Origin of the sequence: Polyangium sp. 6x1 (genome assembly GCF_029946515.1) — a bacterium.
Taxonomy (GTDB): Bacteria; Myxococcota_A; Polyangia; order Polyangiales; family Polyangiaceae; genus Polyangium.
The window spans coordinates 102794-128680 of record NZ_JARZHH010000021.1; the positions used below are offsets into that span (position 1 = coordinate 102794).

The 25887-nt window shown below is 69.0% G+C and carries 24 protein-coding genes; 19 read left to right on the forward strand and 5 right to left on the reverse strand.

Annotated elements, in window-relative coordinates:
• The first annotated feature begins 1 nt into the window (after position 1).
• Positions 2-319 carry a 30S ribosomal protein S18 gene (gene rpsR / locus QHF85_RS21000; protein WP_136929515.1) on the forward strand — a complete coding sequence of 106 codons (318 nt, stop codon included), beginning with the start codon at positions 2-4 and terminating at the stop codon, positions 317-319.
• 25 nt (positions 320-344) lie between these two features.
• The gene (rplI, locus tag QHF85_RS21005; RefSeq protein WP_348652750.1) at positions 345-788 is read left to right on the forward strand and encodes a 50S ribosomal protein L9; all 444 of its coding nucleotides are present in this window, start codon (positions 345-347) and stop codon (positions 786-788) included.
• A 64-nt stretch (positions 789-852) separates the two neighbouring features.
• Here the strand turns inward: rplI and QHF85_RS21010 are convergent, their stop codons facing one another.
• Complete coding sequence (locus tag QHF85_RS21010; RefSeq protein WP_281329030.1) at positions 853-1872, reverse strand: PfkB family carbohydrate kinase; 1020 nt, start codon at positions 1870-1872, stop codon at positions 853-855.
• Positions 1873-1960: 88 nt separating this feature from the next.
• On the opposite strand from QHF85_RS21010, the gene dnaB reads away from it, so the two are divergent.
• From dnaB to QHF85_RS21050, 8 genes are all read left to right on the forward strand, one after another.
• Positions 1961-3424: a replicative DNA helicase gene (dnaB, locus tag QHF85_RS21015; protein WP_281329031.1), complete on the forward strand. Its 1464-nt coding sequence runs from the start codon at positions 1961-1963 to the stop codon at positions 3422-3424.
• 40 nt (positions 3425-3464) lie between these two features.
• Positions 3465-4715: a hypothetical protein gene (locus tag QHF85_RS21020; RefSeq protein ID WP_281329032.1), complete on the forward strand. Its 1251-nt coding sequence runs from the start codon at positions 3465-3467 to the stop codon at positions 4713-4715.
• A 100-nt stretch (positions 4716-4815) separates the two neighbouring features.
• Positions 4816-5571 carry an isochorismatase family protein gene (locus QHF85_RS21025; RefSeq protein ID WP_281329033.1) on the forward strand — a complete coding sequence of 252 codons (756 nt, stop codon included), beginning with the start codon at positions 4816-4818 and terminating at the stop codon, positions 5569-5571.
• A 40-nt stretch (positions 5572-5611) separates the two neighbouring features.
• Positions 5612-6616 carry an L-threonylcarbamoyladenylate synthase gene (locus QHF85_RS21030; RefSeq protein WP_281329034.1) on the forward strand — a complete coding sequence of 335 codons (1005 nt, stop codon included), beginning with the start codon at positions 5612-5614 and terminating at the stop codon, positions 6614-6616.
• 61 nt (positions 6617-6677) lie between these two features.
• Entirely contained in the window at positions 6678-7985 is a 1308-nt protein-coding gene (locus QHF85_RS21035) for a D-Ala-D-Ala carboxypeptidase family metallohydrolase (RefSeq protein WP_281329035.1), read from the forward strand.
• A gap of 57 nt (positions 7986-8042) precedes the next feature.
• A complete protein-coding gene (locus tag QHF85_RS21040; protein ID WP_281329036.1) occupies positions 8043-9227 on the forward strand; it encodes a hypothetical protein in 1185 nt (394 codons plus the stop codon).
• Positions 9228-9248: 21 nt separating this feature from the next.
• On the forward strand, positions 9249-11303 hold the full coding sequence (locus QHF85_RS21045) for a serine protein kinase (RefSeq protein WP_281329037.1): 2055 nt from the start codon (positions 9249-9251) through the stop codon (positions 11301-11303).
• 225 nt (positions 11304-11528) lie between these two features.
• Entirely contained in the window at positions 11529-11960 is a 432-nt protein-coding gene (locus QHF85_RS21050) for a hypothetical protein (RefSeq protein ID WP_281329038.1), read from the forward strand.
• Here QHF85_RS21050 and QHF85_RS21055 read toward each other — a convergent pair.
• Positions 11957-12235, reverse strand: coding sequence for a hypothetical protein (locus QHF85_RS21055; RefSeq protein WP_281329039.1), 279 nt, complete (start codon positions 12233-12235; stop codon positions 11957-11959). The genes QHF85_RS21050 and QHF85_RS21055 overlap by 4 nt on opposite strands.
• Positions 12236-12520: 285 nt before the next feature.
• On the opposite strand from QHF85_RS21055, the gene QHF85_RS21060 reads away from it, so the two are divergent.
• A complete protein-coding gene (locus QHF85_RS21060) occupies positions 12521-12964 on the forward strand; it encodes a hypothetical protein (RefSeq protein WP_281329040.1) in 444 nt (147 codons plus the stop codon).
• A 78-nt stretch (positions 12965-13042) separates the two neighbouring features.
• On the opposite strand, the gene QHF85_RS21065 is transcribed toward QHF85_RS21060, so the two are convergent.
• Entirely contained in the window at positions 13043-14086 is a 1044-nt protein-coding gene (locus QHF85_RS21065) for an alpha/beta hydrolase (protein WP_281329041.1), read from the reverse strand.
• A gap of 286 nt (positions 14087-14372) precedes the next feature.
• Here QHF85_RS21065 and QHF85_RS21070 point away from each other — a divergent pair, with 286 nt between their 5' ends.
• The 4 genes from QHF85_RS21070 to QHF85_RS21085 are packed head-to-tail and all read left to right on the forward strand — an operon-like array spanning position 14373 to position 21094.
• A complete protein-coding gene (locus QHF85_RS21070) occupies positions 14373-15281 on the forward strand; it encodes a hypothetical protein (protein ID WP_281329042.1) in 909 nt (302 codons plus the stop codon).
• A gap of 23 nt (positions 15282-15304) precedes the next feature.
• A complete protein-coding gene (locus tag QHF85_RS21075; protein WP_281329043.1) occupies positions 15305-19846 on the forward strand; it encodes a sigma 54-interacting transcriptional regulator in 4542 nt (1513 codons plus the stop codon).
• Positions 19843-20166, forward strand: a complete 324-nt coding sequence (locus QHF85_RS21080) for a hypothetical protein (RefSeq protein ID WP_281329044.1) — start codon at positions 19843-19845, stop codon at positions 20164-20166. The genes QHF85_RS21075 and QHF85_RS21080 overlap by 4 nt, the downstream gene beginning before the upstream one ends.
• Before the next feature lie 28 nt (positions 20167-20194).
• On the forward strand, positions 20195-21094 hold the full coding sequence (locus QHF85_RS21085) for a Uma2 family endonuclease (protein ID WP_281329045.1): 900 nt from the start codon (positions 20195-20197) through the stop codon (positions 21092-21094).
• 28 nt (positions 21095-21122) lie between these two features.
• Here QHF85_RS21085 and QHF85_RS21090 read toward each other — a convergent pair whose 3' ends face one another.
• A complete protein-coding gene (locus tag QHF85_RS21090; protein WP_281329046.1) occupies positions 21123-21548 on the reverse strand; it encodes a DUF4377 domain-containing protein in 426 nt (141 codons plus the stop codon).
• An 81-nt stretch (positions 21549-21629) separates the two neighbouring features.
• Here QHF85_RS21090 and QHF85_RS21095 point away from each other — a divergent pair, with 81 nt between their 5' ends.
• The 4 genes from QHF85_RS21095 (at position 21630) to QHF85_RS21110 (ending at position 24800) form a co-directional block, all read left to right on the forward strand.
• The gene (locus QHF85_RS21095) at positions 21630-22997 is read left to right on the forward strand and encodes a M12 family metallopeptidase (protein ID WP_281329047.1); all 1368 of its coding nucleotides are present in this window, start codon (positions 21630-21632) and stop codon (positions 22995-22997) included.
• A 378-nt stretch (positions 22998-23375) separates the two neighbouring features.
• A complete protein-coding gene (locus tag QHF85_RS21100; protein ID WP_281329048.1) occupies positions 23376-24044 on the forward strand; it encodes a hypothetical protein in 669 nt (222 codons plus the stop codon).
• Positions 24045-24092: 48 nt separating this feature from the next.
• The gene (locus QHF85_RS21105; RefSeq protein ID WP_281329049.1) at positions 24093-24320 is read left to right on the forward strand and encodes a hypothetical protein; all 228 of its coding nucleotides are present in this window, start codon (positions 24093-24095) and stop codon (positions 24318-24320) included.
• Positions 24321-24497: 177 nt separating this feature from the next.
• Positions 24498-24800 (forward strand): hypothetical protein, encoded by a 303-nt coding sequence (locus QHF85_RS21110; RefSeq protein WP_281329050.1) that lies wholly within the window; start codon positions 24498-24500, stop codon positions 24798-24800.
• 14 nt (positions 24801-24814) lie between these two features.
• Here QHF85_RS21110 and QHF85_RS21115 read toward each other — a convergent pair whose 3' ends face one another.
• Positions 24815-25669, reverse strand: coding sequence for a DUF4393 domain-containing protein (locus QHF85_RS21115; RefSeq protein WP_281329051.1), 855 nt, complete (start codon positions 25667-25669; stop codon positions 24815-24817).
• Between the last annotated feature and the right edge of the window lie 218 nt (positions 25670-25887).

Genomic DNA, 25887 nt, shown 5'->3' on the forward strand with positions numbered 1-25887 from the left:
CATGAACCAACGAGGAATGGATTCGGGCAGCCGCAACATGGACATGGACGACCGCGATTTCGGGCGGACGCCGGATCTGAACGCCGACGCCCCCGGACGCCGCCGCACCGGTCGCAAGCGCGTCTGCCGCTACTGCGCCGACAAGGCGCTCTTCATCGACTACAAGGACCCGCAGGCGCTCAAGTACTTCATCTCGGAGCGCGGCAAGGTCGTCCCGCGCCGCATCAGCGGCAACTGCGCGCGGCATCAGCGCAAGGTCACGCTCGCCATCAAGCGGGCGCGCAACATCGCGCTCTTGCCGTTCACCGTGACGGCGTAACGAGGAGGACGTCATGGCTCACTACATTCACGTGGTCCTGACCGAGGACCTCCCCAACGTCGGCAAGAGCGGCGAGCTCGTGCGTGTTCGCCCGGGCTACGCTCGCAACTTCCTCGTCCCCCGCGGCCTCGCGGTCGGCGCGACGGCGGAGAACGTCGCTCGCATCGAGCACGAGAAGAAGGTCGCGGAGACCCGCGCGGCGAAGAGCAAGAAGGCGGCCGAGGAGCTCGCGCAGAAGCTCGCGAACGTGAAGCTCACGATCACGAAGCCTGTCGGCGAGGGTGATCGGCTCTACGGCTCGGTGACCTCGCGCGACATCGAAGAGGCGCTCGCGGCGCAGGGTTATGCCGTGGATCGTCGTCGCATCGAGCTCGACACGATCAAGGCGCTCGGCACCTACCAGGTTCCGATCCGCCTCGCGACGAGCGTCACCGCGACGATCGACGTCACGGTCGCTGCGAAGTCCTGATCCCACGAGGAGCAGGCGTCGGCCCGGATCGAACGGCGAAGAGCCGATCGGTCCGGGCCTTCGTTCATTTGACGACCAACGATCGCTCCGCGAGCGACCTCCGCGCGATCTCGTTGCCGTGCTGGATCGCGCGTTCGATCGTATCGCGATCCCGGAGCGCCGCGCGCCCCTCGCGCGCGAGCACCGAGAGCAGCCCCGCGACGAACGCGTCCCCCGCGCCGATCGCGCTCTCCACCGCGAGCGCAGGGCCGCCCGCGCGCACCTCGCCGAAGGGTCCGAGCGCGCGCGTCGTCGCCGCGCCGAACGTCGCGACCACGATCGTGTCGGGCCGGAGGAGCGGCGCGAGATCCTGCGGATCGGACACGCCGAGCAGGCGCAGATCGTCCTCGCTCACCTTGAGCACGGAGGCCGCGGCGAAGAGCCTGCGCGGATCGGTTCGTCGGAGTGCATCGCCGGCCCAGAGCCGAGGCCGGAGGTTCGCGTCCAGCGTGACGAGCGCCCCTTCGCGCGTTGCGCGCTGTGCTGCTCGCTCGAGCGCGAGCAAGCACGCGCGCGAGGGCAAGAGCCCGGAGATGTGGACGACGCGTGCGTCGAAGGAGCGCGGCAAGGCGTCACGCAACGCGAGTGCCTCTTCCCGCACGGCGCGATACGCCACGGCGCGCGGCGGCGCGTGCGTCAGGAACACGAGCCCTGTCCGCGTCGACCGGGTCGGTCGCATGCGTGACACGTCGACCCCGCGCCGTGAGAGGTGTGCCACGAGCGCGTGCCCGACCGGATCGTCTCCCACCGGCGCCACGATCCCCGCACGCAGGCCGAGCTGTGCCAGCGTGAGCGCCACGTTCACCGCGCCGCCGCCGGGTGCGAGAGAAAGCTGCGTCGCATCGTCGAGCGACGTGCCTTGGGGCGTGGAGAGGTCCCAGAGTGCCTCACCCACACACACCACGTCGGCGGATGTCGCCGTTTCCTCGCGATCGTCCTGCCGATCCGGGTACCGCGCGCGGGTGTTTCCTGGTAGATCGCTCGACGATCCCGACGCCTCGGAGGGCCCGCCCTTCGGGGCGTCTCCCATTTGGGGCCTCACCATGTGGATATCTTCGGGATTGTTTGGGGCCATCTGGTGAAGAAGTGCCATGCAGATCGGTCAGCAGCGTCGTGGACGTTCGAACCAACCGATGGAACCGGCCCCGGTCGCGGGCCGTGTCCCCCCGCATGACCTCGACGCTGAGGCCGCGGTGCTCTCGGCGGTGCTCCTCGAGCGGGATGCGCTCGATCGAGTCCTCGAGATCGTAAAGCCGGAAAATTTTTATAGTGACGCGAACAAGCGCATCTTCGAGGCAGCGACGGCGCTCGCGCTCGCCGGCACACCGATCGACATCGTCTCCATAGCTTCCTGGCTGCGGGATCGCGAGTGGCTGGCCCAGATCGGCGGCGCCAGTTATCTCGCGCAGCTCACGGATGCGACGCCCGCCGTGGCGCACGTCGCCGCGCACGCCAAGGTCGTCGCCGAGAAGTGGCGACTTCGGCAGCTCATCGCCACCTGCCAGCGCGTCGCGGCCGAGGGCTACGGCGACGTCGGCACGGTGCAGGAGTTCATCGACGGCGCCGAGCAATCGATCTACGCGCTCGCGCGCACCGCGCAGTCGACGAGCGTGCAGCCGATCGCGCAGGTCTTGAAGGCTGCGTTCGAGCAGATCACGGCCGCCGCCGAGCGTGGGGATCGCATCACGGGCATCTCCACGGGCTACGAGCGGCTCGACTCGAAGACCGCCGGCCTTCACGACGGCGATCTGATGATCGTCGCGGCGCGCCCCGGCATGGGCAAGACGTCGTTCGTCCTCAACATCGCCGTGAACGTCGCCTCGCCGCGCACGGTGGCCGCTGGTCCCGGCGAAGAGGACCATGGGTACGAGCGGCAAGAGCCCGGCTACGGCGTCTGCGTGTTCTCGCTCGAAATGCCCCGCGAGCAGCTCGCGAGTCGTATGGTCTGCACCGAAGGCCGCGTCGATCTCGGCAAGCTCCGCCAGGGCTTCTTGCAGCCGGACGACTGGCGCAGGCTCACCGAGAGCGCCTCGTATCTGTCGACGCTCCCGATCTGGGTCGACGACACGTCCGCGCTCACGCTCCTCGAGGTCCGCGCGAAGGTCCGCCGCATCCAGGCCGAGTACAACCGTACGGCCGGGCCGGGGCAGCCCGAGCGGCGCGTGGGGCTCGTCATCATCGACTACCTCCAGCTCATGAAGGGCCGCGACGGCGTGAGCAGCCGCGAGCAGGAGATCAGCGAGATCTCCCGAGGCCTGAAGCAGCTCGCCAAGGAGCTCCGTGTCCCCGTGATCGCGCTCTCGCAGCTCAACCGCTCCGTCGAGACCCGCACGAACAAGGACAACGGCAAGCGTCCTCAGCTCAGCGATCTGCGCGAGTCCGGCGCCATCGAGCAGGACGCGGACACGATCATGTTCATCTACCGCGACGAGTACTACAACGCGGAGACCACGAACGCGAAGGGCATCGCCGAGATCATCATCGCGAAGCAGAGGAACGGTCCCACGGGCAAGGTGCTCGTGCGGTTCGCGTCGTCGTACACGCGCTTCGACAACCTCGCGCCCGGCGACTACCCCGAGATGGTCGACGACGAATGACGTCCCAAGATCCGGCGCGTTCGCGCGTCGGAGGCTCATCATGCCGCCCGGCAACGACAGCAAACGCCTCGCGCTCGGAACCCTCCTCCTCGGCCTCGCGGCCGGGCTCGCCGCCTGCGTCGAGCCGATCCAGAGCGGCGGCGTCGTCATGTACGGCGGCGAAAGCGCGCGCGTTGCTGCGATGTGCCGCTTTCGCCGCGGAGCCGAGGGCAAGGCCGGGTTCTGCGCGCCGGAGACGGAAGAGCCCGCCGCGGTCACGATCTCGCGCATCTACGGAAAAAAGAAGCCCTACGCGGCCGGGCCCGCGTCGACGGAGGGCGACTTCAAGCTCGACAACGGGGCGATCGCAGTGAACATCGCGGTCGCGGACGGCGCGATCGCCGCCGCGGCGAACAGCAAGGGGGGCGAGGACGAGATGGGTCGCGTGGCGACGTGCCTCGGCGCGCCGCTCGGCTGCCTGACGGGCGTGAAGGTCAGTGCCGAACCACGGCGTGACGGCTCGGCGTCCGTCCTTGCGCTCGGCCACGCCGAGGGCGATCCACGCGTGACGATCGCCACGCGGTACACGCTCGTCCCGGGCGCCCGCGTGATCCTCGTCTCGACGGTCGTCGCGTCGAAGGCCGACGAGCCCCTCGTGATCCCGAGCCCCGGAGACGCCGTCCATTGGGGCAAGGCCGAAGTGCTGCCAGCGGCCGACAAGGAGCGGTTTCCTATCGCCGCTGCGACCGAAGCTCCGTTCGTCGCAGCGCTGGGGACCGCCGTGGCTTACGCGATCACGCCTACCGACCGCCGCGGCACGCTCGAGGTCGAAGGCACTGGGGAGACGGCGAGCCTCCGCTTCGGCCGAGACGTCGCGCTTCCGCCCGGCAGCTCGGTCCATTACGAGCGGCTCTTCGTGGTGGCCCCGCGCGGCGACACCCTCGGCCTGCTCACCGAGCTCGCGCTCGTCCACGAGGACCGCATGCCGGGCGCGATCGAGCTTCGCTTCGTGAACGAAGCGGGCAAGCCGCTCCATCCGCCGTTCGAAGCACGCGTCGAACTCCTCTCCTCGGGAGATACGCCTGGCCCGTTCCTTCGGATCGGCCCTACGTACGGGGAACCCAGCATCGCTGCCGAGGCGCCGCCGGGCGCGTACGAGCTCGACCTTCACGGAAAAGGCCTGCGCGCGCTCACCCGGATCCCGATCGAGGTGAAGTCGGGCGAGGTGACGCAGGCGACGATCCCCGTGGGCGCAGAAGCCGCGCCCGCTCCCGCGCAGGGGGCACCCGAGGGCGGTACGCCCGCGCCCTGACCGCGGCGGCCTCCCGGCCCGACCAAAGGAACTGGCGGCCGCGCGCGCCTCCGCCGTGGGTTCGTCCGCGCGGACGTGCTACGAAAAAAAAGCACGTTCCATGGTGGATCGGCTCGGCAGAGAACGGCTCCTCGAACTTCAGCTCGCGGGCACACCCGACAGGGCGCTCGCGTCGCTCGCTGCCGCTTCGCCCGAGGACACGGCCGACCTCGCCGCGCTGCGTGAAGACCTCGGGCTCCTCGCGCACGCCGCGCCGCCCGTCGAGCCCCCGAAGCGCCTGCGCGAGCGCCTCCTCGCGACGCGCCCGCGCGCACGTGGCCCCAGGCGGCCGGTGCTCGTCGTGCTCGACATGATCAACGACTACCTCACGCCCGGACGCCCGCTCGAAGTCCCGCGCGCGCGGGACGTGGTCCCGGCGGTGAAGGAGCGCATCACGTGGGCGCACGAGAAGAACGTCCCCGTGATCTACGTGTGCGACGCGCACGAGCCCAACGACGAAGACTTTCGCGAGTGGCCGCGCCACGCCGTCGCCGGCACCGAGGGCGGCGACGTGTGGCCCGAGATCGCGCCTTCGCTCGGCGATCACCTCGTGCACAAGCGGACGTACAGCGCCTTCACGGGCAGCTCGTTCGGGCCGCTGCTCGACGAGCTCCACGCCGATCAGATCATCCTCACGGGCTGCGCCACCGAGATCGGCATGTTCGCCACCGCGAAGGACGCGCTCGAGCGCGGGTTCGTCGTGACGATCCCGCCCGACTGCCAGGCGGGCATGAGCGTCGTGGCCGAGCAAGTCACGCTCGTGACCCTCGCGGCCCTCGTGCCGTTCGAGCCGCGGTACCTTCGCGCCGCGCCTTGAAGAACCCGCGCGCCGCGTGCGAAGCGGCTCGCCTTGCTCCATGATCGCCGCGCCCGTGATCCGCACCGAGCTCCTGCCCTTCGACCCGCCCGCCGTCGCGCGCGCGGCCGCGCTCCTCCGCGGCAAGCGCCTCGTCGCTTTCCCGACCGAGACCGTCTACGGCCTCGGCGCGCGCGCCGACGAACCTGCCGCCGTGCTTCGCATCTTCGAAGCGAAAGGTCGTCCCGCGACGAACCCGCTCATCGTGCACGTCGCAGGCGTCGCCGAGGCGCGCGCGCTCGCGCTCGACTTTCCGCCCGCCGCCGAGCGGCTCGCCGAGCTCTTCTGGCCCGGCCCGCTCACGCTCGTCGTCATGCGCCGTCCGGGCGCCGTCGCCGACGAGGTCGCGGCGGGCGGACCCACCGTCGCGATCCGCGTGCCCGCCGCGCCCGTCGCACGCGCGCTCCTCGAAGCGTGCCGTGTGCCCATCGCGGCCCCGAGCGCCAACCGCACGACTTCGCTCTCGCCCACGACGGCCGAGCACGTCCTGAAATCGCTCAGCGGGCGCATCCCGCTCGTGCTCGACGGCGGCCCTTGCCGGCACGGCATCGAGTCCACGATCGTCGACGTCTCGCGCAGCCCTGCTGTTCTTTTGCGCCCGGGCGCCATCTCCCTCGACGAGCTCTGCCGCCACGTCGACGTCGTCGATCCCGGCGCGATCACTGTCTCTCTCGACGAACGCGCGCCTTCGCCGGGCACGTCCGCGCGGCACTACGCGCCTCGCGCCACGCTCGTCGTCGTTCCTGCGGAGGATGCGCGCGCCGAGGTCGCGAGGCGCCGCGCGCAGGGCTTCATCACCGGCGCTGCCTTGCGTGGGCCTGGCGCCGCGCTCGATCCTCCCGTCGAGATTTTGCCCGCCGACCCCGAGGGATACGCGGCTGCGCTCTACGCGGCGCTCCATCGCCTCGACGACGCGGGCTGCGACAGCGTCGTGGTCGAAGCGCCTCCGGCGGGCTCTGCGTGGGCTGCCGTCCACGATCGCCTGCGTCGCGCCTCTTCTGCTTGAGCGCGGGAATTGCTGACGCCTCCTCGTGGGTTGTGGCAAAACGGAGGAGCCAGCTCTTGGGATGACGAAGGTCGTGGTTCGTTCGGATCAAAAGGCGAAGCGTCCCGCGCGCACGACGCGTGGTTCGCTCCGGTCCACGCTCCCGGCGATCGGTGTCGCGGCGCTCGCGCTCGCGGCCGCCGTGCCGGCCCACGCGGGGCCGCTGCTCGATCAGCCGCCCAAGCTCTACACCTTCAAGCTCGACGACCCGTCCGCGCCGCGCCTCGGCCTCCTGCGCTCGTACCTCAACGCCGAGGTCGAGAGCCCCGGCCCGCTGCGCCGCTACATCTGGGGCCCGTTTGGCCAGTGGCGGAACGAGCCGTGGTGGCAGCTCGCGTGGGGCCCTGCGCGCGCGGAAGGCGACGCCGCGGACGAACCTCCCGCGCACGACGACCTTCACGCCTTCGGAGCGAGCCGCGTTCGTCTCCTCGACGTCGAGCCCGCGGCCTTCGCGCCGCACCCGTTTTCCCGCGTGACATCGGAGGGCTCCGAGCTCCTCCGCATCGAGCCCGACGTCTTGCCAGCCTGGTCGTGGAACGGCCTCGATCCGGCGCGTTCGCCGGCGCTGCTCGCCTCGACCGGGCCGAGCTTCGCTTCGAACGGCTTCGACTCGCTCTGGGCGCCGCCGCCGAAGCCCGTCCGTGACTGGCGTTGCCGTCGTCGCCCCGTGACGTTCGTGCGCGGCCCCGGCGAGCGTGACGCCTTCCCGCTCGTGCGTTGCGACGGCTCCGTCGCGCCCGAGGCGCTCGATCGCCTCGCGCTCATGATGCGCCCGGCCGACGTCGCGCGCCCCGGCGATCTCCTCCCGGACGAGCCCGATCCCGAGGCCGCGCGCAAGGGCGAGTGGATCAGCGACGTGCGCCTCGTGCACCCGCGTCTGCTCTGGGCGCTGCAGCGCATCGCCGACGCGTACCCCTGGCGGCCGATCTACATCTACAGCGGCTATCGCCCCGGCGCGAAGGTCGCGGGCACGGGCCACCAGAGCATGCACGCGGCCGCGCGCGCCGCGGACATCCAGGTCCACGGCATCCCGAACGCCACGATCTTTCAGCTCTGCCGCACCCTCGAAGACGTCGGATGTGGCTTCTATCCGAACAGCAAATTCGTCCATGTCGACGTGCGCAGGCCCGGCACGGGACACGCGCTCTGGATCGACGCGTCCGGCCCCTCCGAGCCTCCGCAGTACGTCGATTCGTGGCCGGGCGTGCTCGAGAAGGGCGGCATGGCCTGGGCGCCCGCGCAAGCCACGCCTGGTGTCGTGGAGTGGTCTTCCCGCCTGCCGTCCGGGGCAAGCATGCCCGCGCCGCCGCGGTACGGCGGGCCGCCCTAGCGCCCTCGCGCGCCCGCGCGCGAGCCACCACGCGAAGAATTCGTTACGATCCTCTTCGTGCGCGCTTTGCTTCGTTGGCTCTTGCTCGGCGGCGTGCCCCTCGGCGTCGCCCTCGCGCCGCTCGCGTGTGACGACAGCGGCTACCCCCAGATCATCGTTCGTCCGGGCGATCCAGGCGACGGCGGTCCCTCCTTCGACGCCACCTGGCCCGACGCCTTCCCCGACGGCGACGCCGGTGATCCCGACGCGCCCGACGCCATCGCCTCACCCGTCTGGATCGGCCTCACGCCGAACCCCATGGGCGACGGCGCGCCGAAGCCCGGCGACGTCATCGCGGCCCGCCTCGGCGCGCTCGCACTCGGCGCGCGCGCCACGATGCTGAGGCGCACGCCGATGGAGCTCGCCACCGACGAAGGCATGAACGCGCTCGCCGAGGAGGCCACCTTCTTCAGCGATCGCGGCGTCGTCCTCGGCTTCTCGCTCGTCATCGTCGATCGCTCTGTCGCGTTTCTCCCGCCCGAGCTCGCGGAGATGCCGTGGAACGCGCCCGAGGTCCTCTCCTTCGCGCATGCCTCGGTCGACGCGGCGTTCGCGGCTCTCGGCGGCGCGGCGCAGTTTGTCGTGCTCGGCCGCGACGTCGACATCCGCCTCGCCGCGCGCCCCGACGAGCGCGCGGCCTTCGAGCTCTTCGCGAGCGACGTCCTCGACTACGTCCGCGCGCATCCGCTCGCGGCGCCGGACATCCGTGCGGGCGTGGGCTTCTCGTTCGAGGGCGTGTCCGCTCCGGATCCCTCGTTCTTGCCGCTGCTCGACGCGAGCGACGTCGCGGTCGCTTCGTATCTGCCCGGGCTCGGCGGCGCCGAGGCGGGGCCTCCGAGCGACATCTCCGCGCATGCCGACACGATCCTCGCGCGTGCTGCGGACAAGGCCTTGGTGCTCGAATCCGTCGGGTATCCGAGCTCGTCTGTCGTCGGGGGCTCGGAGGAAAAGCAGGCGCTTTTTCTCGAGACGTTCTTCAATGCGCTCGCGCCCCGGCGCGATCGATTCGTGTTCGTGAACGTCGAGGGGCTGCACGATCTCGGCTCCGTCCGGTGCGGAGAGCGCGCGGCTGTCCTGGGCGAGCCTGTGGATGGACCGTACGCAGCTTATGCATGCTCGCTCGGCCTCTTCACGGAGCAGGGTCAGGAAAAGGCTTCCTGGAAGGCCTTCTTGAACGGCGCGGCCGCGTTCGCGTCACCGTGATCCGTGATGTAAGGTATCCACATGGGCGACGCGCAAAGTCTGGTGGGCAAGATCGCAGCGATGCAGGACTACGCCCTGTATCGGGACCTGTCTTGGGAAGGGAGCTTCGAGGAGTACCTGGGGCTCATTCGCAAGCAGCCGCAAGTCACGCGCAACGCGTTCCAGCGTGCGTACGACATGATCATCCGTTACGGGACGGAGGAGTACACCGACAACAAGAAGAAGCTCGTCCGGTACAACTTCTTCAAGGACGAGCTGAACGGCGGCACGGACGCCATCTACGGCCTCGACATCCCGCTCATGCGCCTCGTGCACGTGCTCAAGGCGGCGGCGGAAGGTTATGGCCCCGAGAAGCGCGTCATCTTGCTCCACGGCCCTGTCGGCTCTTCGAAGTCGACGATCGCGCGCCTCATGAAGAAGGGCATCGAGCACTACTCGATGTCGACGGACGGCGCGCTCTACACGTTCGACTGGGTGAACCTCGACGGCGTCGGCATGGCGGGCCCCGAGAGCGGCCGCTTCAAGTGCCCGATGCACGAGGAGCCTTTGCGCCTCATCCCGCCGACGTGGCGTGATCGCGCGATCAAGGAGCTCGAGCTCAGTAACCCCACGTTCCACGTGCGCGTCGACGGCGACCTCGATCCGGCCTGCCGCTTCATCTTCAACAAGCTGATGGAGCGCTACGGCGGCGACTGGGGCAAGGTCATGCAGCACATCCGCGTGCGGCGCCTCGTGCTCAGCGAGAAGGACCGCATCGGCATCGGCACCTTCCAGCCGAAGGACGAGAAGAACCAGGACTCGACCGAGCTCACGGGCGACATCAACTACCGCAAGATCGCCGAGTACGGCTCGGACTCGGATCCGCGCGCGTTCAACTTCGACGGCGAGTTCAACATCTCGAACCGCGGCGTCGTCGAGTTCATCGAGGTCCTGAAGCTCGACGTCGCGTTCCTCTACGACCTGCTCGGTGCGTCGCAGGAGCACAAGATCAAGCCGAAGAAGTTCGCGCAGACGGACATCGACGAGGTCATCCTCGGCCACACGAACGAGGCCGAGTACAAGAAGCTCCTCTCGAACGAGTTCATGGAGGCGCTCCGCGATCGCACGATCAAGATCGACATCCCGTACATCACGAAGGTGTCCGAGGAGATCCGGATCTACGAGAAGGACTTCAACCGCGACAAGATCCGCGGCAAGCACATCGCCCCGCACACGCTCGAGGTGGCGGCGATGTGGGCGGTGCTCACGCGGCTCGAGGATCCGAAGAAGCACAACCTCTCGCTCGTGCAGAAGATGAAGCTCTACGACGGCAAGGTCCTGCCGGGCTACACGCAGGACACCGTGAAGGAGCTGCGCAAGGAGGCGCCGCGCGAGGGCATGGAGGGGATCAGCCCGCGCTACGTGCAGGACAAGATCTCGAACGCGCTCGTCAACGACATCGGCGAGGGCACGATCAACCCGTTCATGGTGCTCTCCGAGCTCGAGAAGGGCCTGCGCCACCACTCGCTCATCTCGAGCGACGAGCAACGCAAGCGCTACGGCGAGTGCATCGGCATGGTGAAGCGCGAGTACGAGGAGATGGTCAAGAACGAGGTCCAGCGCGCCATCAGCGCCGACGAGGACGCCATCCAGAAGCTCGCGGCGAACTACATCGACTCGATCAAGGCCTACACCTTGAAGGAGAAGGTGAAGGATCGCTTCACGCGCGAGGACGTCGAGCCGGACGAGCGCCTCATGCGATCGATCGAGGAGAAGATCGACATCCCCGAGAACCGGAAGGACGACTTCCGCCGCGAGATCATGAATTACATCGGCGCGCTCGCGGTCGACGGCAAGAAGTTCGAGTGGCACACGAACGACCGGCTGCGCCGCGCGCTCGAGCTCAAGCTGTTCGAGGATCAGAAGGACGCGATCAAGCTCCAGACCCTCGTCTCCAGCGTCATCGACAAGGAGACGCAGGAGAAGATCGACATCATCAAGACGCGGATGATGAAATACTTCGGCTACAACGAGGTCTCCGCGCGCGACGTCCTCGACTACGTCGCGAGCATCTACGCCCGCGGCGATACCAAGTAGTCGGCCCTCTCGATCGCGTCCCCAGGCTCCCCGCTCCGACCGAGCGGGGAGCTTTTTTCATTTTGCCGCGGTGCGCCGTAAACCCCGCCCCGCGTTCGAATACACGCGAAACGTCGACAAAATCAGCGCTGCGCAGCCGCCTTCGCGCTACGCAAAACCCATTTCGCGCCTATTTTCGCGGATCTCCCCATTGGGTCCCGGTCTTTCCCGGGTTATAGATGGTTCATGCGACGCCTCGGCGCGCTCCTTGGTTCGTCCCTCTTCTTGCTGGTTTCCGTCGGCTGCGGCGGATACCTCGGTAGCGCCCAGCGCGCATACCAGGATGGCCGTTACCTCGAAGCGGCCGAGAAGCTCGGGGATCACGAGGACGAAGTCGCCGCGCTCTCGCCGCGCAAGCAGGTGAGCTACGGGCTGTATCTGGGGCTCTCCCTGATGAAGCTCGGGGACCACGACGGCGCCGATCGCTGGCTCGATTTCGCCGAGCAGGTCGAAGCCCAGCGGCCCGGGACGTTGCGGGCCGACGAGAAGCGGGAGCTCGAAGCCGCGCGCGGGCAGCTCGCCGGCGTCGAGGAGAAGGCCAAGCCTGCGAGCGAGGAGCCGCCTGCCCAGGAAGCGCCGCTCCTCCGTACCGTTCGACAGACCGAACCTGCGCCCTAGGACGCGTCCTTTTCGAGCTTCGCGCGCAGGCGCGAGACGCTCTGCTCCAGCGACGAAACGACCCGCCGGAGGTCGCGCACTTCATCCGAGGTCGCGAGGCCCATCGACTTCGCGAACGCTTCCTTCTGCTCCGTCGTGAACGTCGAGACCCTCCCGGGCATGCTCATCGCCGTCATCACGAGCTTCATGAAGCGCTCGTCCTGCATGAGCTTCGCGACCTGCGGGCTCGCCGCGAACTTCATTCCCTCGGAGACGATCCGATCCTTGATGGACATGGACGGAGCCTAGAGCATCGACCCGGTCGATGCCCGGAAGATCGCGAAACGAGCTTCCCTCGGGCGGGTGAATCGGCCGGGCTTTGCCTGGCCGAGAGGGGGACGCGAGGCGTCCCCCTCGGGACAAAAGACCCAGGCGAGTGCCGGGTGCAGCGTAGGCGGCCCCCTGTCCCCCGTCCCCTGATAAAACGTGGGTTCGATTTGCGTTTGTCATTACGTTTGTCAGAGTCCCGTGGAGCCATTCGCGCGGGATTTTTCCCGCGCGTGTGCTCGGGAGGGGAGAGAATGCACTCGAACGGCCTCGCCAATGGCTGCGTGCCGGGCGTTCACGAATCCGCCGACGATCCGCCGTCGACCCAGCCCAGGACCCAGCGCTCTGCCGCGGCGTCGCCCGATTCCACGGTGCTGCTCTGCGTCCAGGTCACGCCGCCGGACGCGCGCATTTTCCTCGACGACGCGCTGATCTCGGTCGGGCCGCACCGCGGGCGCATTCCGTGTGAGCTCCGCTGGCGGGTCCTGCGCGCCATCGCGCCGGGTTATGTCCCGTGGGCCGAGGTCATCATGCCCGTCACCGACATCACCGTGGCCGTGGCCCTCGGGCGGAAAGCGCAATCGACGCCGCCGCCGCCGCGCCCGATCCGCGTCGTCCTCCGCCAGCCGGAGGAGCCAGCGCCGGATTCAGCGCCCCCGTCGTCCACCGATCCGCTGGCGATTACCGTCGGCTGGTGAACGTTTACCTTGGCGCTCGGAGGCTGGGCTCGCAGGCGCGCGCCGGGCCTCCGAGCGCCTTTTTCGTGCAGCAATTCTTCAATGGGCGACGCGCGCGCCGAGCCACCGCGCGATGAGCGGCCAGACCGTGTGCGTCGAGCGGCTGCCCATGATCAGATCGATGTGACCCTGCGGGAATTCGCGGTACGTCTTGTCCCGCGAGCGGCTCGATCGATACGCCGGCTCGACCGACGCGGGCGGCGCGAGGTCGTCGCTCTCGCCGGCGATCACGAGCAGCGGCACGTCCATCGCCTCGAACCCCTCGACGAACCCGGACAAACCTCCGAGCCGGTGCCCGCTCTGCCGCGCCTCCGCCGCCGCGAGGAACATGTTGCGGAGCACCGTGATGCTGCCGCTATCCATCGCCAGCGACATGTGCTGCGAGAGCACCATGGGCTCCATCGATCCGGGACGGAAGCCGCGGATCGGGAGCGGGAAAACGGGGCTTTCGACGAGGACGCGCGCGAGGCGGACGACCTCGCCGATGGCGCGCAGCCCGAGCGCGCCGTGGCCGAACGACATGCGCCGGTCCACGGCGAGCAAGAGGTGGCCGGCCAGCGTGAGCGGCAGCGAGCCGCGCGTGAAATGGTACGGGCTGCCGAGCGTCGCCACGCCGGCCACCGCGCCGTGGGCGAGCGGCGCCGCCGCGTAGCTCACGAGCCCGCCGAGCGAGTGTCCGACGAGGAACACGGGGCGCGGCCCGGCGAGCCGCTGCACCTCTTCGAGCGCCCAGGGCACGTCCTGGTGGACGAACTCGCTCACGTCGGTCGGCCGCCGCGCGCCGAGGTGTCTCGAACGGCCGTGTCCGCGCAGGTCGAGGTTGAAGACGTCGAAGCCCTCGCGCGCGAGGTAGTTCGACAGGCTCCGGGCGGGCAGGTGCCAGGCGTACCGATTTTGCCCGTAGCCGTGAATGAGCAGCACGCTCCCCCGCGTCCCGCCGAGCTCTGCTGAGCGTTTTCGCACCATCGCCAGCGGAATCCCCTCGTCGGATCCGCCACCCCGCACGATGCACAGCTCCTTGACGAAACGCCCGCGCGCGTCGCGATCGATCGCCTGTTCGACGCGGAGTTGGTGCAGGATCATCGGTGCCCTCCGATTACCTACAAGAATGCTCCGAGCATGCAACGCGCCGAGCACTTCCCGGACATTGGGGACGCGCGCGGCGCATCGTTTTCAAGGAAAACCGGGAAGCCTTCGCGACGTGGATGCCGAAATGGCTGGCACGCGGGTCTTGTTAGGTGGGTTGGACCACGTTCTTGTGTGAATCTCGGGTGGGGTTTTTGGCGTCGCGGGGGCTTTCAAGACGGGCGGGCTCGTGTACTGTCTCGGGCGTCCTTCTCCTTCGCACACACCGACGAAAGAGCGCCCCATGACCCGCAAGGCCCTGGTTGCCCGCTTCGCCCTCCTGACCCTTGGCGCGTGCCTCTTCGTGGCCCGCACCGCGTCCGCGCAGCCCTCCGAGGACGGGTTCGACAAGGACGTCGACGACACGATGGCCGGAAAGGCGAACGACAAGGAAGAGGCAGCCGCCGGCGACAAGATGCCGGGCGAGAAGGAGAAGACGAAAACGGAGGAGAGCGGCGACACCGGGATCTGGGACACGAAAGAGGATCCCACGAAGGCGTACCGCTACATCGGCCTCCGCTACCGCCACGCCATCGTGCCGAAGGGGATCCTGAACCTCTTCGCCGACGGCGGCGCCACGGTGGGCGTGCCGATGGGCGGCCTCGAGTTCGGCACGCGGCGCGATCGGCTCGAATACATCTTCTCGCTCTCGTACGCCGACTACTCGAGCGGCGACATGATCTTCAAAGGCAAGAGCCAGCCGGACACGGCGTACGAGCGCGTGCAGAGCGATCTCGCCGTGATTTTCGGGAAGGTCGAGATCCTCTACGAAGTGCCGCTCGACAAGAAGAGCCGCTTCTCGCTGCTCTTCGGCGGCGGCGTGGGCATCGGCGGCGTGATCGGCGATCTCCATCGGCGGCAGGTCTACCCGGGCACGGGCAGCGATCCTGCGGTCCCGTCGCAGTGGAACGACTGCACGGCCCGCGACGAGCCGGACGCGACCTACTGCGCCAACGACAACGGCCACTTCGGCAACTACGCCGAGCCGAGCTGGGCGAACGGCGGATCCAAGCCGTTCATTTTCCCGTGGATCGCGCTTCCGCAGGTGAGCTTCCGCTACAAGCCCATCAAGATGCTCCAGGCGCGCGCGGACGTGGGCTTCGCCATTAGCTCGGGCGTGTACTTCGGCGCCAGCATCGACTACATCCTCTGAAGGAAGAGGAGCCCAGGGGAACGTTGCAGCTCCCGCCTCGATACGAGCCCATCGCGTCCCTCGGCAAGGGCGGCGGCGGTGAGGTGTGGTCGGCCAAAGACCGCATCACCGGCGCGACCGTGGCCGTGAAGGTCCTCGCCGAGGGGGCGAGCGAAGCCGAGATGCTCGCCCTCGTGCGCGAAGCCGTGGCGCTCTCCGGCCTCGAAGGCCTCGGCGTGCCGCGCATCCTCGGCTTCGGCCGCCTGCCGCACAGCCGCCGCGCCTACCTCGTGCGCGAGCTCGTCGTCGGCAAGAGCCTGGCCGCGCGGTTCGCGGAGCCGGATGAGCCTCTGGAGATCCTCGATGCGATCGCGCAGGCCGCCGATCAGCTCACGCGGCTGCACCGCGCGCTCCTGCTGCACGGGGACCTGAAGCCGGCGAACATCATCGTCGGGCCGGGCGGCAAGGCGACGCTCGTCGACCTCGGGCTCGCGGCGAACTTCCGCGACGGCGGCGAGCGCCCGTCGGGCCTCACCCCGCGGTACGCCGCGCCGGAGCTCCTGTCGGGCGCGCCGCTCGGCGTGCGCGCGGAGATCTACGCCCTCGGCGTCACGCTGCGCGAGGCCCTCGTCGCGGCGGGGCCGCAGCTCGATCCGGCCGTCGTGGCGGCGCTCGAAGAGATCGAGCGTCGCGCCACCGCGCCCGATCCGACGAGCCGCTTCCCGAGCGCGGACGAGCTCGCGAGCGCCATCCGCAGCGCCGCGTCCCTGCCGATGCCTTCGGCGTTCACCTCACGTGACGCGCTCGTCTGGCCGATCGTCGGCCTCGACGAGCACGCCGCAGCGCTCGACGCGCAGATCGAGGACCTGCGCCCGGGCGGCGGCATCGTGGTCACGGGCCTGCCGGGCGCCGGCAAGAGCACGCTGCTCCGGCGCGTCGCCTGGTGGCTCGGCGTGAAGGGGCGCGGTGTCGCGTGGGTCGAGGCCGCGCTCGCGCCCGACCCGGGGCAGGCGATGGACCTCGAGCTCGCCGGGGCGGAAGCGACCGACGGCGCGATCGTCCTCGTGGACGACGCCGATCGCCTCGCCAAACCCGACCTCACGCGCCTCGCCGCCCTGCGCGAGGCCGGCGCACGCGTCGTCGTGACGTTCGACCCGGAGCGCCTGCCGAACCTGCCGGGCCCGACGCTCGAGCTCTTCGCCGTCCCCCCGCTCGAAGAGTCACGCGCGCGCGACCTCGTGCGCTCGGCGATCCCCTCGCTCGGCGACGTCGTCGCGGATCACGTCGCGCGTCGCGCGGACCATTTGCCCGGCAAGATCCGCGCGATCGTCGAGGCGATCGCGCGCGCCCCCGTCGCGAGCGCCGCGGACGTCGATCGCCTGCTCGCCGAGGAGGACGAGCGCGGCACCGATCGTGAGCGGGCGATGAAGCTGCTCGATCGTGGCCACGTCGACGAGGCCGCCGAGGTGCTCGCGCGCCTCGAAGACGACCCCTCGCCGGCCGTGGCGATCGCCCGCGCGCGCCTGTTCACGAGCCGCGGCGACGCCATGCGCGCGATCGCCGAGCTCGAGCGCGTGCAGGACGAGGCCCTCGCGGCCGACGCGGAGACGGCCGCCTCGTATTGCCTCCACGCGTCGCGCGCGCTCCTGCGCGCCGGCGACTACGCGGGCGCCGAGACCCAGGCCTCTGCCGCGGCCGAACGCACGGGCCTCTCGGCTGCCGCGGACGACGCCGCGCCCTTGCCCCGCGCGGAAGGCCGCCGCGCGCGCGCCATGCTCGCGATCGCCGCCGATGCGCTCGCCGTCTCGGGCCTCGCGCAGAGCTTCTCCTCGCGCCACGAGGACGCAAAGCGGACGCTCGCGCGCGCAGTTCGCCTCGCGCGCGGTGTGGGCGCCGGCGAGCCGCGCATCCTCTCCGTCGCGCTCGGCTCGCTCGCCTTCGCGCTCCAGCGCGACGATCAGCTCGACGCCGCGAAGACAGCCTACGAAGAGGCGCTCTCCGCTGCGGAGCAAGCGGGCGACGCGGGCAGCGTGGCCACGACGCGCTTGAACCTCGCGGGCATCGCCAAGGCGCAGGGCGACCTCGCGGCCGCGCTCATGCACCTCGAAGCCGCGGTCGACATGGGCCACCGCTCGGGCCGCGTCCCCACGCTTCGCCAGGCGCTCTTGAACCTCGCGAACCTCGAGCTCTACCTCGGTCGGCTCGCGCGGGCGCGCGTCTCGATCGATCAGCTCGCGCTCCAGCGGAGCGAGCTCGGCCCGAGCCAGCGCGCGCAGCTCCTCTCCCTCGAAGCGGAGCACGCCGCGCGCTCGGGGGATCCCGCCGCGGCCGAGCGCCTCTGCCGCGCTTGCGCCGAGAGCTGGGAGAGCCTCGGCCGGGGCGTCGACGCGGCCGAAGCGCGGCTCGAACGTGTGCTCGTCGCGCCCGCGACGCCTGGCGATGGCGCGGAGGATCTCGAAGCCGAGATCGAGCGTGCCTCGGCGGCGCTCGGCGGTGGCTCGGCGCATCGCCCGCTCCTCTCGCTCGCGCGCGCCCGCGTGGCCACGCTGCACGGCGACGAGCGGCAAGCCGCGGCGCACTGCGAGGAGGCGCTCGAAGCGGCGCGCGCCTCGGGCCAGAAGGACTTCATCGCCCGCGCCCTCGAAGCGCGCGCGACCCTGCACGAGGACGGCGGCAAGCCCATGCTCGCGCGCCGCGATCGGGAGGCTGCGCTCGCCGTCCTCGAGGAGATCGCCTCGGTCTTGCCGCGCGACCTGCGCGAGGTCTTCTGGGACGACCCGCGCCGCCGCGCCCTGCGCGCGCTCTGCGTGCCCTCCGTGCACACGCCGCCCACTGCGACGCCGTTCCCCGTGCCGTCGAACGCCTCGCCGTCGAGCACGCTCGCGGTGCGCAAGGCTCCGACGGAGGAGCGCCTCGCGCGCATCCTGGAGATCAACCGCGCCATCGCGGGCGAGGTCGATCTCGCGCGCCTCCTCGAGAAGGTCACCGATCACGCGATCGCGCTCCTCGGCGCAGAGCGTGGCTTCGTCATCCTGAAGAGCACGCATCCGCGGGACGAGGCCGATCCTTCCGCGCCGCTCCCGTTCGCGCTCTCGGTCCACGCCTTCCGCGGCCGCGAGGGCGACGACGCGCACGCGCGCTTCTCGCAGTCGATCGCCGAGCGCGTCGTCCACGTCGGCGAGCCGATCGTCACGGTGAGCGCGCGCGAGGACGCGCGCATGGCCGGGTATGTCTCGGTCCACCAGCTCATGCTCCAGTCGATCGCGTGCGTGCCCATCCGCGCGCGGGCCAGCGAGGTGATCGGCGCGCTCTACCTGGAGACGCGCCTGCGCCCCGCGATGGGCTTCACGGACGAGCTGCCCACGCTCGTCGCGCTCGCCGATCAGGTGGCGATCGCGATCGAGACGGCGCGCCTCGTCGGCGAGAACGCGCGGCGCGCGCGTGAGCTCGAAAAGAAGAGCGCGGAGCTCGAGCGCGCCAACCATGACCTCGAAGCGGCCCGCGCCGAGCTCGAAGAGCTGCTTGGCCAGCGCACCGAGGAGCTCAAGGCCACGAAGCGTGACCTCCGCTCGGCCCGCGCGGTCATCAAGGGCCATTTCGGCTACGAGGGCCTCGTGGGCCGCAGCGAGGCCATGCGCCGCGTCTACGCGCTCATCGATCGCGTGAAGGACACGGACATCCCGGTCCTCGTCATCGGCGAGAGCGGCACGGGCAAGGAAGTCGTCGCGCGGGCCATCCACAACGCCGGCCCACGCGCCAAGAAGCCTTTCGTGGGCATCAACGTCGGCGCCATTCCCGAGCACCTCCTCGAGAGCGAGCTCTTCGGCCACATGCGAGGCGCCTTCACCGGCGCCGATCGGGATCGCCGCGGCCTCTTCCGCGAGGCCGAGGGCGGCACGATCCTGCTCGACGAGATCGGCGAGATGCCGCCGAAGATGCAGGCCGGACTCCTCCGCGTCTTGCAAGAGAAGGTCGTCCGCCCGGTCGGCGGCGCGCGCGAGGAGCCGGTGAACACGCGCGTCATCGCGGCGACGCACCGGGACCTCGTGGCGATGACCGCGGCCGGCACGTTCCGCGAGGACCTCCTCTACCGCTTGCACGTCGTCGAGGTCCGCGTCCCGCCTTTGCGCGAGCGCATCGAGGACATCCCGATCTTGATCGACCATTTCCTCGGCATCTTCGCGGCGCGTTATGGCCGTGAGCGCCGGAGCGTCTCGCGGGCGGCGCTTCGCCGATTGATGGGGCATGGCTGGCCGGGCAACGTGCGCCAGCTCGAAAATGTCCTCTTGAATGCGTGGGTCCTCTCGGATCAAGCGGAGCTCGAGCCCGAGGACTTCGAGCTCCCGGAGGCGCGCCTCGCCCCGCGCCCGCCGCCGCCGCCGGACAGCCTGCGGGAAGGCCCGCGCAGCACGTCGCCCGAGCCCTCGCGGAAGCTCTCCTCGCTCGAAGCGCACAAGAACGACGAGCGCGAGCGCATCCTCGCGGCGCTTCAGGCATCGAACTGGAACCGCGTGAAGGCAGCGCGCCTCGTGGGTTTGCCCCGCCGAACGTTTTACAGGCGCCTCAAGGAGTACGGAATTCAATGACGACTGAGCCCGGGAACCTCGCAGCATTCGTGGACGGCGTCGCGCTGCCCGAGGAGGAGGCGCGCGACCTCTGGAAGCGCTTCAGCGAATGGATGGGCGAGCACAAGGGTGACATGGAGGGGTTCGGCAAGCAGAATGGGTATACGCGGATCACGCCTGAATTCAGGGGCGGGCGGGCCGTGCTGATCGCGTATACGAAGGAGCCGCCGCCCGCGCCGCCGCCGCAAAAGAAGCCGGCGGGGAAGGGGGGCGGGGCTCGTCGAGGCGGAGGCGGTCGCGGGGGCGGTGGGGGTCGCCGGGGCGGCGGCGGAAAACGCTGAGAGCGGGCGGACGTGGTATCCTCGGTGCATGGCACCTCCGGCCGAAAAGAGCGACGCGCCCCTGCCTGAGCCGCCCGTGACGCCCTCGGCGGAGGCGTGGCGTGCGATGACGCCGGACGCCCGGCACAAGTTCCTCGTCGAGGTGATCGACGCGCTCTCCGATCCCCGCCTCACCATGGGGAACGGCCAGCCCCACAACCTCGCCAAGCGCCGCGCGACCGATCGCCTCCGTAGGCACTTCGACGCGATCGACCGTCGCATCTATCTGGCCGAGGAGCTCAACGTCCTCTACCCCGGCGAGCGCGCGTTCTGTCCGGACATCCTGGCCGTCCTCGACGTCCCCCAGCCCGAGGACGACGAGCGGATGGCGTGGGTCGTGGCGGATGAGGGGCGAGGTCTCGACCTCGTCATCGAGGTCCTTTACGAGGGCTATCGCAAAAAGGACCTCGTCGACAACGTGGAGCGTTACGCGCGCCTCGGGATTCCTGAATATTTCGTCTACGACCGCAAGAAGCAAGCGCTTCACGGCTACCGCCTGCCGAGCCCCGAGGCGCGCCGTTATCAGCGTCTCGTGCCGCAGGGGGGGCGTCATGCCTCAGGCGTGCTGGGGCTCGACCTGGCCATCGAGAACGGCAAGCTCGAGTTTTTTTACGGAATGGCTGCGCTCTTCGGCACGGACGATCTCATCGGGCGCCTGAAAGGCATGATGCACAGCCTGGAGGCGAAGGTGGAGCAGGCCGAGGCACAAACCGAGCAAGCCCTCACGAGCCTGCAGAACGGCCTTCTCGCCATCGTCGCGGCCCGGGGAATCCATTGCTCGGACGATGAACGCGAGCGCGTCCGGTCCTGCGTCGAGCTCGAAACGCTCCAGCGCTGGCTCGTCCGGGCGGCGACGGTCGGCTCCATGGCCGAGGTGCTCGCGGAGTAGCCTTTTCCTTCGGGCTCAGCGCGTGCTCCTACGGCTTCGTCTTCGATACAATCTTCACGAGCACCGTCCTTCGCGACGACCCATCCGCGGGCGGATTCGCCACCGTCTCCACCTTCACCCGCAGCTCGTACGCGTACCCCTCTTCGTACGTAAACCCCTCGATCCTCCCGTAGAAGCGCTCCCATTCCTTCTTGCCCGCCTCGCGGACTTGCATGCACCGCATGGGGCCCACGCCCATGCAGTCGACCTTCTCCTCGTGGACGAAGAGCGTCTTTTCCCCGGTCTTCGCGGCTGATTCCTCGGGGCTACCCGTCGTGACGGGCGGCGCGTCCGGGTTCGCCTCCTCGGTCGTCGTGCCGACGGGGACGGTGGTGCCGCTCTGCGTCGCGCTCGGCTCGCAGGCGGCGGTGAAGAGGACGACCATCCAGAGCGCTTGACGCAATGCGGAGACCATGGCCCGCGCAACGTACACCCTTCGTCGAGCCCTTGCGCGGATTTCCTGGAACCTGCGCCCCATGCCTGGAATAGTTCGATCATGAGCGAAAGGCTTCGTTCGCTTTCCGGTGCGCTCGTGTTGCTCGTCTCCGCCGCGGGGTGCAGCCAGGGCTCTTCCTCCGCGCCGGTTCGAACGGCGGGCCTTTCCCCCCAAGCCTCTTCGCAGCAGGCCGAGGCCTACCGCCCGGCCGCGCCTCGGCGCTTCGGCAGCGCGCTCATCTACCTCGCCAACAACGTGGCCCGGCAGCTCGTGGGCTTCGACGTCGTCGACGGACAGGCCGTCATGGAGGGCGACATGAGGCTCGGCCCGGCGACGCTCGTGCCCTTCCGGTATGGGACGCCGCCGCGCCCCACCGGGGAGATCAAGGGCGCGATGGGCATTCAGAACCGCTCGGACCTCTGGCCGCGGGGCGAGATCCCTTATGTCATCGACGGCTCCGTCCTCCCCGCCACGGCCGAATCGATCGCCTGGGCCGTCTCCCACGTGAACACCACGCAGCTCAAGCTCCGCCCCCGCGCGGCGGATGCCGATTACGTGGTTTTCCGCAACAGCGGAGAGGGCAGCGGGTGCAGCTCGTTCGTCGGCCGCGTCGGGGGCCCGCAGGAAATCGAGGTCGCCGACTGCGCGCGCGGCAGCCTCGTCCACGAGGTCCTGCACGCGGCGGGCTTCTTCCACGAGCAATCGCGCAATGATCGCGACCAGCACGTCACCATCATGTGGAACGAGATCCATCCTCAATTTCGGCACGATTTCGAGCAGCGGGGCGGGGCGGGGCAGGACATCGGCCCTTACGATTACGACAGCATCATGCATTACTCGGCCCACGCGTTCAGCCAGACCGGCCGGCCGACGATCGTCCCCCGGGTCGCGAATGCGAACATCGGCCAGCGTGAAGGCCTCTCCCAGCTCGACCGGGCTGCGATCCAGGTGCTTTACGGGAGCGGCGGAGCGCCGGAGCTGCCCGTGCCGCAGCTCAGCCTGCCGTTCCCCGGCACGACTTTCCCGTTCCCCGTGGCGGGCCTGCCTTTGCCGAGCCTGCCCTTTCCGATCCCCTCGTTCCCGTTCCCCACGACGACGACGCCTCCCCCGGCCGCGCCGCAGGTGCCGGCCGCTCCGGTCTCGTTCACGGGCAACTACGCGAGCACGCGAGGGCCGATGCAATGCTCGGAGACCGCCTCGATGGTGGCTTGCAGCTTTCAGGATGCAGGCGCTCCGGGGCGCCTCGATTGCGTGAAGGACGCGGGGAGCGTGCAGCTCTCCTGCACCTGGATGACGTTCCTCCCGCGCCCTTCCGCGGGCCGCGCCTCGCTCCGGCGCGGCTCCACGGCGGACCCGAACCTCGCCGGGACCTGGGGCCATTTCCAGAGTGAAGCCGACGGCGGGCGGTGGGACGCGACGAGGCAGTGATTCGACCGATCGCCGTTTGCAACGCGTGCAAACGCCATCGGTGACGCTCCGGGTGCCGTTTGCAACCGTTGCAAACGGCACTTCGACCGCTCCGAGACCCGCCTGCACGCGTTGCAAGCGCCTCTCAGGGCGTACCGAACGCCGCTTGCAAGCGATGCAAACGCCTTTCGAAGCGTACCGAATGCCGCTTGCAACGCGTGCAAGCGGCGCTTTGCACGTGCACATCGTGCTTTGCAACCGTTGCACGCGGGTCCCGTGATGCTCGCGGGGGAATCTTCCGTCGGGAGTGTGCTCCCGTAGCATGCTCGCCTCGGTCGGAGCGTCTGCCTCGTCGCCGTATCACGACGTCTCGCACGTCACCCCTTTCTGGAGGTTCCCATGTCCTATCCCCGCAAGATCCCGCCCACGCTGCCTCTCGATGAAGTGGAGACCGAGGTCTTTTTCACGCGCTCCGGCCTCAAGGCCGACCCCGACGCCCAGGATCTTCTATCGCTCACGGACGGCTGGCTCGAAAGGGTCGACGAAGTGCGGACGAAGGAACGCTCGGCGCGGGAGGCGCTGGCGGACGCGGACGCCGCGCGGGTCGTGGCCAATGGTCGGCTCGACCGAGCTTGCGAGCGGTTTGGCGACGAGCTTTACCTCGCCGTGAACAAGAACCGGAGCGCGGCGCGGTGGACGCAGTTCTTTTCGGTCTCCGTCAGCAGATTCGTCCGGCAAGCGCTGCCCAAGCAGGTCGCGCGCGTGGGTGCGTGGCTCGAATCGAAGGACCCCATCGTCGACAAGCACCGCCCCGCCCTGGAGCCTTGGGCCAAGGCCGCCGCCGCCGCGCTCAAGCGGACCACGGCCGTCGCCACGGTGCGCGGCGAGGCGCGGATCGGCCGGGAAGAGCTCGCCGAGGGGCTCACGCGCGAGCGGGATGGATTGCACGATGCATTGTCGGTCCGGGCGCGGGAGCGAGGGCTGCCGCGGGATTGGGCGGATCAGTTTTTCCGGAAGGTGAGTCGGACGGGGGTGGCCGAGGAGGCGGCGGAGGGGGTGGGGGAGTAGGCTCCACGGGAGCTGCTCTCGTCGGACAGCTCGTGCTAGGTTGAAGGTGTGGGTAGCCTGCTCCAAGAACAACCGACGAGCTTGCCAGCGGCGACGCAGGCCCGGTCGCTCATCGCCGAGCTCGATCCCGACGTCCGCGACGCAGTCGTCGACGTGGACCGCACGCTGATCCTGCTCTCCCTTCAGCTGTCGCCCTGGGACCGGTTGCGCTCCGCATCCCGGATGATGCAGACCCTCGCCAGGATTCGCGATGCAGCGGCATCCCAGCGCGGCTGACCTGCCGGCGCTGCTTGCTCGGCTCTGTGATGCAGGAGTCGAGTTCATCATCGTGGGAGGAGCAGCCGCTGTGATCCATGGCGCGCCGATCACGACCAGCGATCTCGATATCGTTCACCGCAGAACGCCCGAAAACGTCGCGCGCCTGCTCGACCTCCTGCTCAGCTCGATGCAACGATGCGATACGATCTGGCCAACCGAGGCTTACGCCCGACGGCGGAGATGCTTGCCGGGAGCGGACAGGTCAATCTCTCCACGTCCCTCGGGCCTCTGGATCCGCTCTGCGAGCTCGACGAGGGAACCGGGTACGATGAACTGCTGGCGCACAGCGAGTCGGTCGTAGACGAAGGGCGAACGCTTCGGGTGCTCGATCTGCCGACGTTGATTGCGGTGAAGGCCAAGGTCGGACGGGCCAAGGATCGGATGATGCTGCCGATCCTGATTGCGACGCTGGAGGAGCGGAGCAAGGTCGGGGGGTGAGTCGGGAACCCGGATCAGGTCGGCGTTTTCGTCTCCGTGATTCCCGTACACGCGATGATGAACATACGACCGAAGTCCGTCACCTGGATCGTTCCGTTATCCGTGTCCACAGTGATGCCCATTTTCTTCGCGCGTGCTTCGACCGATTTGAGTCCTTTTAGATTCTGCAGCGGTTCGTATCGTGAGGAATCGGAGAGATATGTCGTGAAGTCGATTGTGATGATGCCGAGTCTCTGGAAGTTGTCCAACGGTCTCATGTCGTCCAGGAGCGTGCCGCAATCACCATCGACCGTGTAAATGCGTCCGATTGGATGATACCCTTCCTGCCCCTTGTCTATTCTTCTGTACTCGATGATCGGATACGTGGGCTTGTCTCCGACCGATTGTGACGAGATGTCTCTGGCTATTTTTTGCAGCATCCTCGCCTCTTCCGGCGTCATCTGCTTGATGATGTCGACGAACGCTGGGTGCGCCAGCTTGCGACGGTCGGTATTCATGGCCGTCGCGAGTAGCTCCACGTAAAGATTGCGCAATTCGTTCATCTCCTCGTCCTCCGAGATGAATGCGAGCTGCAGCATGGCGGGGGCCGCGATGTTCGTCGGTGGCGCGACGATTTTCTCCTTGGGAACGTTCTTGAGCTTCTCGGTGAGCCACGCATCGACCTTGTCGAACACCAGGTTGACGCCGAGAGCAGCGGATTTCACCGGCCGCAGCACCGTATTGATGAGGCTTCCGGCAGTCTCCAGCGTATTGCCGACCTGCTTGGTCAAGGGCTGAAGCGCGTCCGGATATACCTTTTTCACAGCAACAGCGAGCGCTGTCGACTCCACCACGACCTTGCCTGCTTCGATCAGGTCCTTTTCGTCCACGCAGCTCTCTCCTTGCGAACGGGACCTACATGCCTGATCTCACTTGTCCTGGCAACCGCTGCCCTGGTGAGCCGAACACGCGGGCACCGCCGCCAAACAGCCGAAACCGTCCCGTCGCACCCGCGCTGCGGCCTCGCGCCTCGCGCCTCGCGTCATGCCCACCCGGTCCGTCCGCGTCGCTCCCTCGTCCGCCCGCGCGCCTTTTTTCTCCCGCTGGA